Raw genomic sequence first — 13,199 nt, 5'->3', positions numbered from 1 at the left:
ATTTTCCTTATTAAAAATCTCCTGATTATCTGACACTATTTTAGAATATTTCCGACTACACAAGCAATACTTCTTCCAGCGTCAATGCAAATAGACAACTCTACACATATATGTTAAGTTATTGGAAAAAGGGATGGATGAAATGAGTACAACACTAATTACCAATGCTCGTGTCTACACAGAAGAAGCGGTCCTTGAAGCAGGATCATTACTGATGAAAGATGGGAAGATTTATTCTATTTTTAATCAGCAGAACCCTTTTATTCAAGCAGATAATGTTATTGACGCGAATCAGATGAAAGTAATTCCCGGTTTCATTGATGGTCATATACATGGTGCTTATGGTGCGGATATCATGGATGGAACCAGCGAAGCGCTTGAAACCATTACGACAAAACTGCCACAAGAGGGAACAACAAGTTTCCTTGCTACAACCATTACTCAATCACCTCAGATGATTAAGAAAGCATTACATAACATAGCTGATTTCCCCAAAAAAAATAATACTGCAGAAATTATCGGAATCCACCTGGAAGGACCATTCATCGCAAAAAGTCAGGCAGGAGCACAACCGACTGAATATATCACTACCCCAGATATTGAATTATTTAACAGTTGGGAAGAAGATGCGGAAGGATTAATTCGAACCGTCACCTTTGCCCCTGAATTAGATACGACCTGTGAATTCGCTAAACATTTAAGCAATCTTTCTGTAAATATGTCAGCAGGTCATACGAATGCAAATTATACCCAGATAAAAGAAGCAGCAGAAAATGGTGTGACACAATTAACACACTTATGTAATGCGATGAACGGGATCCATCACCGGGACATCGGTGCGGTCGGTGCTGCATTTCTACTAGACTCGTTATATGCAGAAGTAATTGCAGATAAGATCCATTTATCCAAGGAGATGTTACAGATTGTATATCAAAATACTGGCAGTGACCGGTTATTGTTAATTACGGACGCGATGCGTGCTAAGGGACTTCCAAATGGAATATATGATTTGGGGGGACAGCAAGTAACTGTTAAAGGCAATAAGGCTATTTTAGAAGATGGAACACTTGCCGGCAGTACATTGAAAATGATAGATGCCGTTAAGAATATAGCAGAACTAACTAATGCCGGGACAGAAGATATTATTAAAATGGCTTCCTCCAATCCAGCCAAAAGGGTTAATATTTTTTCAAAAAAAGGCTCCATCACAGAAGGAAAAGATGCGGATATTCTTATTGTAGACGACCAGTGGAATATTGCCTATACCTTCTGCCGCGGTGAGCTCGCATATAAGGGGTGACAGCATGCAAATCATTGAAGCGGAAAACTATGAGGATATGAGCCGAATTGCAGGACAAATCATCGCCAGGGAAATAAATTCAAAGCCTGACACTGCACTTGGCCTTGCAACAGGTTCAACACCTCTGGGATTATATACAGAACTAGTAAAGCTGTACGAGGAGAAAAGACTTAGCTTTCAGCACACCATTACATTCAATTTAGACGAATATGTAGGCCTTCCTGCTTCCGATTCAAATAGTTATCATTATTTTATGAAAAAGCATTTCTTTCAGTACATTGATCTTAAAGAAGAAAACAGACATATCCCTAACGGAATGGCGGAAAACTTGCAGGAGGAATGTAAAAAATACGAGCGATTAATTGAAAAATCCGGAGGTATTGATTTGCAGATTCTCGGGATAGGCGGGAACGGACATATTGGATTCAATGAACCTGGAACACCTTTTTCAGCACAGACTCATATCATTTGTCTTGATCAATCAACCAGAGAAGCGAATGCAAGATTTTTCCCGACCATGGAGCAAGTGCCAGCAAAAGCAATTACAGTCGGTATTGAGACAATTATGAGGAGTAAGCAGATTATTTTACTGATATCTGGGAAAACGAAATACAATGCATATAAGCGACTGCTTGATGGAGAAATAACAGAAACATTTCCCGCCTCTATTTTACACAAGCACGACAACTGTACCGTTATTGTCGATAAGGAAACGGTATGCTGATTATTTCTCGCAGCTCCAGAATGAAAGCTTTGATTGCTTTCATTCTGTTATTCAAAAAAGCTGTTAAATACCATCACTGCAGCGCCAAGGGAAACAGCGTTTTCATCTTCTGATCCCATTTCAAAATTGCCCGGATGCCTGTCAAGACGGTATATGTAAGCTTTAGCTGTTTCCACAACTTTTTCATAATATGCCGGGAAAACTTTTAGGATCGGGCTGTTCAGAATGATCCGGTCCGGACTGATAATATTAATCATATTAGCTATCCCTATTCCATAATAATAGGCTGACTCTAATACTACTTCTTTTACAAACGGATCGCCTTCATTTAATCTTTGTAATAATTCTTCACTAGAATCTATTTCTCCCCGGTCTAATTGCTGATTAACTTTTTCCTTTAAAGTCTCCAGCGAAATGAACTGTGAAAGGGTCTGGTTATGCTCCATATTCACAGGAGAGGCCGCATGAAGGATCATTTCCCCAAAAGCACTGGCATCCCCGATTTTATTCTGGATTATCTGCCCCTGATGCAAAACACCACATCGTAATCCTCGCCCGCTGATACAGTAAAGAATAGTTTGTTCCTTTGCAGCTTTCATCCTTTTATATTCGCCAAGCACTGCTGTATTAGCCCCATTATCAATTCTAATCCTTAAGGCAAAATGTTCCTGCAGTGCCTTAACTATTGCCACCTCTTCCCATCCGGGGGCATGAAAATAACGCGGGTTTATTATTGTACCATTCTCCCTGTCAATGGGACCAACTGTACCGAGACCAATGCCTAGTAGCTGCTGATTGGATATGTTATGCTTTTTAATTATTATTTGAATCTGATCAACTATTTGCCCGATCGTAACTTGGGGTGTATGTTGTTTAGTCATTGGAAAAGAACACTGTTCAATTGGAGTAAAAAGCAGATCAAATAATACAATTTCTGTATGTATTCTGGACAAATCAACACCGATTATAAAACCACCTGAAGGTTGAATTTCAAACATCGCTGGTGGTCTTCCCCCGGTAGAAGCATCATATTTAGAAAACTTAATCAACTGTAATTCTGCTAATTCCTCTAAATAACGTGTAATCGTTGTCTGCTTCATCTTCGTAAGTTCCATTAATTGCGGTTTGGTAAGAGGACCCTGATGATGGATGTGCTGGTAGACTTGTTTCATTCCAATATATTTATTTGACGTTTGTTTTAAGAAATCTTTTAACAATTGCTTTTCACCCTTAAGGAACCCGTTTTTCCAACTAGTATACCATTAGTTTCAAAATTAAACCAACGGGTTAAGTTGGAAATGAAGTGAAACTTTTGAGCATGGAGGTATTACAGATTTAGTACTTTGCAATGTATGATGTTTATTCCACATTTTTCACACAGTTGAATCAGGGATTTCCCCGTAAGCTTTCATTTTTTCTTCATCATCTGTTCCTATAAGAAAGCTCTCTTCTTCAAGGAGAGCTATTTCTTCTGCTTTTAGAACTCTATCTATTGACTATACGTCTATATTATTAGTATCTCTGCTTACATGACTACAGGTCCCGTTTCCTTTTCTCTTCATTACTACACCTGCTTTCATTTTTTATTCTCCTAATATATTGTCATACCAATAATACCTGAGATTAAAATCACAAAAACCGGATGAATTTTCCATTTAACTAATGCCAATAGCGCAATGAAGAAAATAAGGAATAAGCTAATCGTATGCCAGGAGAAAGCTCCAATCATTTCATTACTAGACGCAAATTTTATTGCTGCATAAATAATTAACCCTGTGATGATCGGCCTGAGGCCATATAATGCCGACTTTACGAGCGTATGCTGGTTAATACGAAAGAAAAAAGCAGAGATTATCAATATAAGTAGTAAAGAAGGGATCACCATACCAATCGTTGATACAACCGCTCCAGGCAGGCTCGCTACATGGTATCCGACAAATATGGCACTATTCGTTGCAATAGGGCCTGGAGACATACCCGCAACGGCTATAACATCTGTAAACTCCTGTGTCGTCATCCATCCATGACTGGTTACTTCTGTCTCAATCACAGGCAGCATCGCATACCCGCCACCAAACGAAACAAAGCCAACCATAAGAAATGTCCAAAAAAGCGTTATTAATTCCAAAAAATCTCCCGCCTTAATCCAGAAGAGTATGCTCTTCTTTTTTTTCTAAATTTGTAATAATACCCAACCAGTTTTTAATTTTCACAACGATTATACCCACACCTATACCCGCAAAAATGATAATTACTGGATGTATTTTTAATATAAGTAACAATCCCACAGTGACAATGCCAATTATAAGCGTTGTCTTATCGTAGATTGCTGTACGTCCGATTCGGTAAGCGGCATAAACAATCAGTGCTACAATCGCTGGACGGATACCTGTAAAAGCTGCAGCCACGGCCGGATTGTCTTTTACGAGAACAAACAGAATACTCAATAAAACAACAATAATAAAATTAGGAATTAATATACCGATCAGCGCAGCAAGTGAACCAGAGACTCCACCCAGCCTGTAACCAATAAATGTAGCGGAATTAACAGCTATTGCACCAGGTACAGACTGTGCTAATGCAAAGATTTCTGATAAATCCTTCATTTCCATCCATTTTCTCTTCTCTATCACTTCTTTCTCAATCATCGGGATCATTGCATACCCGCCGCCAAAAGTAATGGGACTTATCTTAAAAAACGAGAAAAAGACCTGTAAAAGGATCTTCCGTTTATTTATCATGACAGTACCTCCCAAGGTGCCTTATTAAACTATATTTCTATCATATCATACTTTTATCCAAAATGGTAAAAAGTCCGGTGATATATAGGTTTGTGATAAAATATAAAAAGCAGTTACCCCGCTAAAGGGTAGCTGCTTCATCTGTTAAAATTAATTGTGCGACACATTCTACGTGCACTGTATGTGGAAATAAATCAACAGGCTGGACCTGTTTCAATTCATATCCAAACTGTGCTAATTCCAGTATATCTGTTGCAAATGTGTCCGGGTTGCATGATACATAAACTACTTGCTTTGGTTTTGAGCGGCCTATTCTGCGCATTACTTTTCCACCTGCTCCTGAACGAGGCGGGTCAAGCAAAAGAATGTCCGGTACACCAAATGACTCTAGCATTTGATCGATCCCCCGTCTTGCATCCTTTGCGAGGAAATACGTATTTGTAATCCCATTATCCTCCGCATTTCGTTTCGCTGATTCTATCGATGATTCCACAATCTCGATACCAGCAAGCTTACCAACTGCGCTTGCAAAAGGCAGGGAGAATGTCCCAACACCGCAAAACAAATCAATCATTTTATCATTTTTTGTCGGCTTAGACATTTCTAATGCTAATTCTACTAATTTTTGCGCCTGAAGAGGGTTTGTTTGAAAGAAAGTATCAAACCAAAGACGATAACGATAGCCTAGCATTTCATCATAGATATAATCACGACCTGATAACACATGCGTTTTTTCTGATTGGGTTCTGTCGGCCCAGTCCCTGTTTTCCAGCCACAGCAGGCTCTTCACTTTCGGGAAATTCCCAGTAATTCGCTCTTTTAGATCTTCAACAGCTTGTTCCAGATCACCAGCAGGAGACTCTGTCGCAAATAAACCTAACATTATTTCCCCTGTTACAAATGATTGGCGGACCATCAAGTGGCGAAGCAGGCCTTGATGGGTATCCTTATCATATCCCGACAGGTGATGGTCATTTGCCCATTTTGCGACTTCCATTGTTGCCTCGACCATTTCTTTACCTGCAATTAAACACGTTTCTAATGAGATGATTTTTCTGAAATTACCAGCCTCATGAAGTCCGAGAGAACCATCTTTAGCAAAAGTAAATTCCATTTTATTACGATAATGCCACGGGTTTGTCATACCAATTACATCCTTCACCAGACCTGCATCAAATCCTTGCTCTTCAATTACCTTTTTAACATGGTTCGTTTTCTCTTTTAGTTGCCCCTCATATGACCAGTGCTGCCATACACAACCGCCACATCGCTCAAAATGCGGACATGGAGCTTCCACCCGTTCTGAATGTCCTTCCACGATTTCTTCCGGTTTTACAATTGCCCATTTCCGGTCAGGGTTTTCAACCGTTACTTTCACTTTCTCTCCAACTAAAGATTGTGGAATATTAAGCTTTAATTTCTTTGGATTTACTTGTCCAATATCCCGCCATACTACGGAACGGCCTGAACCCTTCTTATCTAATTCTTCTATTTCTGTCACATATGTTTCAACATTTGAAGTCAAACTTATTCCTCCTTATTTTCCTCCCGTTAAGAACTATCTCATCTATCACTATTCTGGTAAATTTACCGTCATTTCGCTGATCACCTGATCTTTTTCCGGTTTATCATTGCGGTCACGCTTCACATTGGCTATTTCATGGACCGTATCCATACCGCTAATCACCTGGCCAAATGCTGCATAGTCACCATCTAAATGAGGGGAATCTTCTACCATAATAAAGAACTGGGAACTGGCAGAGTCAGGGTCTTGACTTCTGGCCATAGAGATCACCCCTTCTTTGTGAAGCAGCGGATTTTCAAAACCATTACTTTCAAATTCACCAGTAATCGTGTTATCGGATCCACCAAGCCCGTTACCTTCCGGATCGCCTCCCTGAATCATAAATCCCGGTATAACCCTGTGGAAGATTAGGCCATCATAAAACCCCTCACTTACCAATTGGATAAAGTTCTCTACTGTTTCCGGCGCAAATTCGGGGTACAGTTCCATAACTATTTCCTCACCATTTTCCATCTTCATTGTCACAACTGGCTTCTCGCCTTTCTGTATTTCAACTTGCTCTTCCATATCATTTCCAGATGAACTTTGCTGTCCCTGCCCGCATGCACTTAACAGGATCACAACAAATAGGATGAACAAGAAATAAAGCAACTTTCGCATATTATTTAAACCCCTTCTATACCTTTATCAATGGTATTATACACACCTAAAAAAGAAAAGTATACCCATTTTGGAGTATACTTTTCTTTGGCAAAATATCTTCCCATTATTTACTTGATGATACGACGGTAATTGTCATTATTCTTTCTATACTGATTCGGTGTTATCCCTGTTCTTTCTTTATATCTTCTTATAAAACTGGAAGCAGACATGAAACCTATATACTCTGCAATCTGATGGACAGGCAGCCCTGTATCTGTCAGAAGTTTATTCGCTTCAAAAAGCCTTCTTTGCAGAATATATTCCTGTATTGTTACACCAAATTCCTTTTTAAAAAAGTGACATAGATAATATTTACTAATATGCAGCTTCTCTGCCATCTTATCCAGGCGCCAATCCGTATTCCACACTTCATTAATATCCTTTATAATTTTATCATGGACCGCGACAGGGCTTGCCTGCTGCTGTTCTATTGTCAGGTGATGTCCACGTTTATTCTCATCCTTAATCTCACGGCAAATAAATAACAATAACTCTAGCAGGAATAACTCAAGCGCTACTCTATGCTGCCATTTATCTTCGTTCTGATTCTCGATTAGTAAGTTATCTATTATCACTTGCAGCTTCTCCGTATGCCATACAAACAAATCCAGCATGTAATGCGGTGAAGGAAGCTGATCAAGAAAGTCGCAGAATTGAGTAAAAACAGGGTGATCGAAGGAAAGAAAGTCCTCTGTGAACATTACAACTACTCGTTCATATGCTGCATCCTCCTTCAAACTTACACGATGAAATTCCGAACTTTTAAACAGGAGTATTGTATTTTTTCTGAGGCGATACACTTTCTCCTCGAAGACATACAATGCCTCCCCATCCTTTAACCATACAATTTCATAACCTAAATGACGGTGAAATATCGGCATTTGTGAATGATCTTTTTTATAATGAATTAAAAATCCCGGCACATGCTCATCCTGAATTTGCACAGATTCATGCTGTTCGACATCTTCCACTAATTGATCACCCCTTATTCTGCATTATCGTACACACTGGTTACGAAGATACTCACGAAAGGCCGTTGCCTCCTCATTTTTTAATACTCTTCGGTTATCACTTACTTTTGCCCCAGGACCTTTGCTTTCATATTCAAACAATCTGGCATCCATTGGAGAAAATCCGCCCATCTCTGTCCATGCATCTGTCTTAATATGGCCATCCATTTTACATTGATAAAATAAAACACTAGCTTCCGCATCTGGATCCCCTCCCGGGTGCCATGGCCGGCCTAAATAAACGGTTTCACTTTCCATCTTAGCAGATTCCTTCAATAGATTACATGATTCGAAAATATAACCATATGGTGTGTTTATTGACGTACTGGCAGCGGTGATAAATCCATTATTAACAGAATCCCCTCTGTCAAGCGAGATAATGTCACAAGTTTCAAAAACAGCCTTCCCGGCACCAAAGATAAAGTCAACATTTCCTTCAATTATACAGTCTTTAAAATAATGCGTGCCTTTATCAACAAGCAATGTATCCTGATTTCCCTTAAAACGGCAGTTAACAAGCTTTGTCCGATCACTTTCATCTGTTGTCCGAAAAGCTACCGCCTGAATGTTCTTCACTTTTGTCGGATCATCATCCAACTTCCTGTATTCAGCCATATAGTCGAACCCATTCTCAAATGTCAGATTATGTGCGGTGAAATTCGGCGCTTTTACAATAACACTTGCACTCTCAAAAGTACCATAAGTTGTTCCATCTTCCTTCTCCGTTCCACTCGCCACATCATAAGTCAAAACCGTTTCCTCTCTGTCCTCACCAATCAATGTGACAGAAGGTATGTTAATTTCTAATTTTTCATAATAAGTCCCTTTAGTGATAAAGATTGTCCCAGCGTTTTCTTTCACATTATTCACTGCTTCCTGAACAGTCTTATATGCCTTTATTCCCTGATAATCATTATCTTTCTGATCAACAATAGCATTTATGGAAACACCATATTTACCTTCCAATTCCTGCACATTAAAGTCCATTCTATATCCCCCTATATTTATCCTGAATTGAATATTACTGCTGGAAATTATATTTTCTTCTATAAGCCTGTACGAATACTTGTCCTCCAGTGCTATATCTGACAGAGAACAGTAAACGATTACACAGTAAGGTTAGCATATTATTAATTCTTTTTCATTAGTACACATTGTCTAAAAAGTATTCCCATATTGCTCTGTTAGTCAGCCTAAAGAATGTGGGGAACAGGTAAATAAAATTACAAAGTGGTAACATTCTATTAATAATTTACGACGGTATATTACAAAAACTAGCAAACTGATTTGTTGTCAATATGCTTTTTAGTGTATTTCTTACTATAAGTGTATATTTTTAACATTTAACATAGACTCTGTTTCTTACGATTATTGGTTTTCTACTCTTTCTATTAAACTTCCAATTATATCCTGGAATATTACGAGAAAACCCATGCTATGATTAAGGTGAAATTTCAACAAGGAGTGATTTACACATGTTTAAAAAAATAGGTATAGGAGCATTACTAGTTTCTTCTTTATTATTTGGAAGCGGCTTTTCACATGATGTTCAGGCACAATCAAACCATTCACAACAAATCTACTATCAATTTGAAGCAAGTAATTTTTCAAATACTAATCTACAGGATATGATTAATCAATTGCTAGCTAAATATCCTGCAGCAAATGTAAAAGTAGAAGAAAATAAACAAGAAGTAGTCGTTGAACAAGAACCAGGTAAAGCAACACCAGAGAATAATAAAGTTGAACAGCCTCAGGCGCCGGTAAAAGAAGAAACAGCTGCAGAGCAACCTGCAAAAGAAACAGATCAGGCAGCACAGGAGCTTAGCCAGTTTGAACAGCAAGTAGTTGCCCTAACAAATGCAGAACGCCAAAAACAAGGTTTGGCACCCTTGAAAATCGATACAGAACTAAGCAAAGTGGCAAGAGTCAAATCTCAGGATATGGCGACAAATGGCTACTTCAGCCATAACAGTCCGACATATGGTTCTCCATTTGATATGATGAAGCAATTCGGTATTAACTATCGAACAGCTGGAGAAAATATCGCAAAAGGTCAACAATCTCCAGAAGAAGTAGTGAAAGCATGGATGAACAGTGAAGGACACCGTGCAAACATTCTTAATGCTAACTTTACTCACATCGGTGTTGGGTATGTTGCCAATGGGGATGTCTGGACACAACAATTTATTGGAAAATAAACAGCAAAGGGGGACTACGGTTGCATCAACCATAGTCCCCCTTTTCAATGTACAAACCTCATACCGCTCCAGATCATTTACCTCTGACATAACATAGTTTCTCCCTCTTTAGTTCTTACTACCCCTTTTATCAAATGCTTTCCTTATCATATGCAAAAGGATAAAACAGAAAACTTGCTTGTTCTTCTTCAAAAGCATAAGATTATCTTATTTGCAATTAGGAGATGAATTATTTTGAAGAAGTTTTTGATTAACCCATGGTCGGCGATCATGATTGCGATATTTTGTTCAATACTTTGGGGAAGTGCGTTTCCTGTGCTGAAAGTAAGTTACATCGAACTGCAAATGGCATCAGATGATGTGATGGCTAAAATGGTTTTTGCAGGAATTCGATTTTTACTGGCCGGTATCTTTGTATTAACATTACTAGCATTTATTAATTGGAAAGCGTTAAAGATAACAAGAAAACAATTACTTGTTTTAACTGTATTAGGCATCATCCAAACAGCACTGCAATATTACTTTTTTTACAACGGACTTGCGATCGTTTCAGGAATGCAAGGTTCGATTCTTTCTTCAAGTGGTGTCTTTTTCACTGTGATAATTGCGCATTATTACTACAGAAATGACAAGTTGGACCGGAAAAAGGGGATTGGCATAATCGCAGGCTTTATCGGAATTATTTTTGCTAATTGGGGACAGTCTTTTCAATTATCCTTTCAGTGGGATGGTGAGGGCTTCATGATTTTAGCGGGTTTGACGAGCGCGATTGCAACCATTATGGCAAAGGAGTTAGCAACAGGGATTCATCCATTCGCCATTACCGGTTGGCAATTAACATTAGGAGCGATTTTGTTACTCTTCATTGGATATCCACAAATGCAGGATAATGCCATAATATTTACACCATTTGGCTGGGGCCTATTACTCTACTCTGCCCTTCTTTCGGCAGTTGCCTTTGCTCTATGGTACTCGCTTTTAAAATATCAGGCTGCTGGAAAGATTAGTATGTATAAATTTATTATTCCTGTATCCGGTGTATTGCTATCAGCGATATTTATTACTGGTGAAACGTTAAATGTCATGATTATTGGAGCAATTGTGATGGTAGCTGCAGGTATCATTGTAGTAAATTATCGAAATTAGTTGTGACTGACCTGTGGTGGACTGTTATATCCAAAGTTGTGATAATAGCTATTTCCTAAAATCCCGTTAGCTACTTTAATTTCACTTCAATTTTTGACATAATTATAGTGTAATTATGCCAAAATAGGAAGGTATTCAGGGATGGACAATCAATAAAAGAACATTGTGTATTTAGGATTAACTATGACCAAGGAGGATTTATATGGGATTTTTAGACGGATTAATGGGAAATGCTTCTGAAATTAAAGTAAGTGAAATTGAAAAGGAATTTGCAACAACTTTAGCTTCAGGAGAACAAGTGGAGAAAGCCTATAAACTGATTCGTGATTTGTTTATCTTTACAAATAAACGCCTCATCTTAGTCGACAAGCAAGGGATCACAGGAAAGAAAACAGAAATCCTCTCACTGCCATATAAAAATATTAACTATTTCAGCATCGAAACTGCAGGGAACTTTGATTTAGATGCTGAGTTGAAAATTTGGTTATCCGGCAGCTCTCAGCCTATACAAAAACAATTCAACAAAAGCTTAAATATTTATGAAGTACAAAGTGTTTTAGCAGGATATGTATTATAGGGCACATTAATAACTTGTGACAAGATATACAGATAAGCCGGGTTGATTGACCCGGCTTATTTTTGAAGGATTCTGTTTTGGATCAATCAATTTCTGTTAAGTTTTTGAATGCCAACATGCAAAATTAATCCTATGGCACTCCAAATATTGAGAAGCACGGCAATTAATATTAAGGTCCAACGCACCAACTCTTGAAGCTGCATAGTTAAACTTATCATCAGGACACTTGTACCGATTGATAACATCGCTAACAGCAAAGGTAAGTTTTTTACCATATTTCTTCACTCCTGTTCCATTCTCACAGCCGCTTAATCATCAATGCTTCGCGCATTTTTTCCAAAGCAGTTTGCCCTTTCTCTCCCAGTTTCATTAGGATGTTTACATATAATACATCAATAAGCGTCAATTGAGCAACCCTTGAAGAGAATGCTTCTGTACGGTAAGAAGTTTCCTCAGAGCTTGTATACAAAGCAATATTAACAGATTCACTTAAAGTAGATTTTGCAAAATTTGTAATTGCGATCGTTTTCACATTACTCTTTCGCAAAATGTTAAGAATATGGATAATGTCTTTTGAAGCTCCTGAGTGAGAGATTAAAATCGCACAATCTTCTGAAGTTAATTGAGCTGCTGCCATTAATTGCATATGGGTGTCTTGAACTGCCTGAACCTGCAAACCTGTCCTTATAAACTTGTGATACCCATCCAACGCTACAATACTTGAGCCACCACTGCCAAAGAATTGTACACTCCTCGCAGCAGTCAACATTCCTACTGCAAGCTGAAGCTTTTCTTCATCGATAATTTCTAACGTATCTTTTAATGATTGAATATGTGATTGGAAAACTTTCGATGCGACTGTTTCTATCATATCTCCTTGTTCAACTTTTTCATGAATATTATCCTCGGATGATATAACCTCAGATGCAAGGGCAATCTTCATCGCTTGATATCCTTTGTATCCGATTCTCTTACAAAATCGGAAAACAGTTGATTCTGCCACATTTAAATCTTCCGCAACTTGATTTATTGATGAATGAATAATATTTTGCGGATGCTTTATTATATAGTCAGCTATTTTTCTCTCTGTCACACTAAATCTCGGGTAATTTGTCCTGATATTCATAAGACATGTTTGGTTTTTTCTCATAAAATACTCCCCTGACAAGACTGGATTCAATAGTTTCCAACATTCTTCTACTTTGTTTTTTATTATACAAGATGTGTCCATGAAAAAAAATATTTTTTGTAAACGGTTGAAAAAAGAATTTTT

Annotated in this window: 14 protein-coding genes; 5 read left to right on the top strand and 9 right to left on the bottom strand. The window is 38.2% G+C overall.

Translation table 11 applies throughout. The annotated features are described in order from the left end of the window. The first annotated feature begins 142 nt into the window (after positions 1–142). A complete protein-coding gene (nagA, locus tag BMW36_RS04975; RefSeq protein ID WP_089739648.1) occupies positions 143–1,300 on the top strand; it encodes an N-acetylglucosamine-6-phosphate deacetylase in 1,158 nt (385 codons plus the stop codon). A 4-nt stretch (positions 1,301–1,304) separates the two neighbouring features. Continuing rightward, positions 1,305–2,024 (top strand): glucosamine-6-phosphate deaminase, encoded by a 720-nt coding sequence (gene nagB, locus BMW36_RS04970; protein WP_089739646.1) that lies wholly within the window; start codon positions 1,305–1,307, stop codon positions 2,022–2,024. Between the two features lie 47 nt (positions 2,025–2,071). Here the strand turns inward: nagB and BMW36_RS04965 are convergent, their stop codons facing one another. From BMW36_RS04965 to BMW36_RS04935, 7 genes are all read right to left on the bottom strand, one after another. After that, a complete protein-coding gene (locus BMW36_RS04965; protein ID WP_089739643.1) occupies positions 2,072–3,241 on the bottom strand; it encodes an ROK family protein in 1,170 nt (389 codons plus the stop codon). Positions 3,242–3,615: 374 nt separating this feature from the next. After that, positions 3,616–4,152 carry a chromate transporter gene (locus BMW36_RS04960; protein WP_089739641.1) on the bottom strand — a complete coding sequence of 179 codons (537 nt, stop codon included), beginning with the start codon at positions 4,150–4,152 and terminating at the stop codon, positions 3,616–3,618. Between the two features lie 13 nt (positions 4,153–4,165). Beyond that, positions 4,166–4,765, bottom strand: a complete 600-nt coding sequence (locus BMW36_RS04955) for a chromate transporter (RefSeq protein ID WP_089739639.1) — start codon at positions 4,763–4,765, stop codon at positions 4,166–4,168. 121 nt (positions 4,766–4,886) lie between these two features. Beyond that, positions 4,887–6,290 (bottom strand): 23S rRNA (uracil(1939)-C(5))-methyltransferase RlmD, encoded by a 1,404-nt coding sequence (gene rlmD / locus BMW36_RS04950; RefSeq protein ID WP_089739637.1) that lies wholly within the window; start codon positions 6,288–6,290, stop codon positions 4,887–4,889. 48 nt (positions 6,291–6,338) lie between these two features. Further along, entirely contained in the window at positions 6,339–6,950 is a 612-nt protein-coding gene (locus tag BMW36_RS04945; RefSeq protein ID WP_089739635.1) for a peptidylprolyl isomerase, read from the bottom strand. Between the two features lie 110 nt (positions 6,951–7,060). After that, positions 7,061–7,963 (bottom strand): helix-turn-helix transcriptional regulator, encoded by a 903-nt coding sequence (locus BMW36_RS04940; protein ID WP_089739633.1) that lies wholly within the window; start codon positions 7,961–7,963, stop codon positions 7,061–7,063. Between the two features lie 24 nt (positions 7,964–7,987). After that, positions 7,988–8,989: a pectinesterase family protein gene (locus BMW36_RS04935; RefSeq protein WP_089739631.1), complete on the bottom strand. Its 1,002-nt coding sequence runs from the start codon at positions 8,987–8,989 to the stop codon at positions 7,988–7,990. A gap of 488 nt (positions 8,990–9,477) precedes the next feature. Between BMW36_RS04935 and BMW36_RS04930 the strand changes: the two genes are divergently transcribed. The 3 genes from BMW36_RS04930 (at position 9,478) to BMW36_RS04920 (ending at position 11,926) form a co-directional block, all read left to right on the top strand. Beyond that, entirely contained in the window at positions 9,478–10,203 is a 726-nt protein-coding gene (locus BMW36_RS04930; protein WP_089739629.1) for a CAP domain-containing protein, read from the top strand. Between the two features lie 234 nt (positions 10,204–10,437). Next, a complete protein-coding gene (locus BMW36_RS04925) occupies positions 10,438–11,349 on the top strand; it encodes a DMT family transporter (RefSeq protein ID WP_245711590.1) in 912 nt (303 codons plus the stop codon). Positions 11,350–11,551: 202 nt separating this feature from the next. Then, positions 11,552–11,926, top strand: a complete 375-nt coding sequence (locus BMW36_RS04920; protein ID WP_089739627.1) for a PH domain-containing protein — start codon at positions 11,552–11,554, stop codon at positions 11,924–11,926. An 86-nt stretch (positions 11,927–12,012) separates the two neighbouring features. On the opposite strand, the gene BMW36_RS04915 is transcribed toward BMW36_RS04920, so the two are convergent. Next, the gene (locus BMW36_RS04915; protein ID WP_089739625.1) at positions 12,013–12,201 is read right to left on the bottom strand and encodes a hypothetical protein; all 189 of its coding nucleotides are present in this window, start codon (positions 12,199–12,201) and stop codon (positions 12,013–12,015) included. A 23-nt stretch (positions 12,202–12,224) separates the two neighbouring features. Beyond that, positions 12,225–13,076, bottom strand: a complete 852-nt coding sequence (locus BMW36_RS04910; protein WP_089739622.1) for a MurR/RpiR family transcriptional regulator — start codon at positions 13,074–13,076, stop codon at positions 12,225–12,227. Positions 13,077–13,199: the final 123 nt, after the last annotated feature.

This window comes from Gracilibacillus ureilyticus (assembly GCF_900111195.1).
In the GTDB taxonomy this organism is placed as follows: Bacteria; Bacillota; Bacilli; order Bacillales; family Amphibacillaceae; genus Gracilibacillus; species Gracilibacillus ureilyticus.
This window is presented reverse-complemented; position numbering and strand designations above follow the sequence as displayed.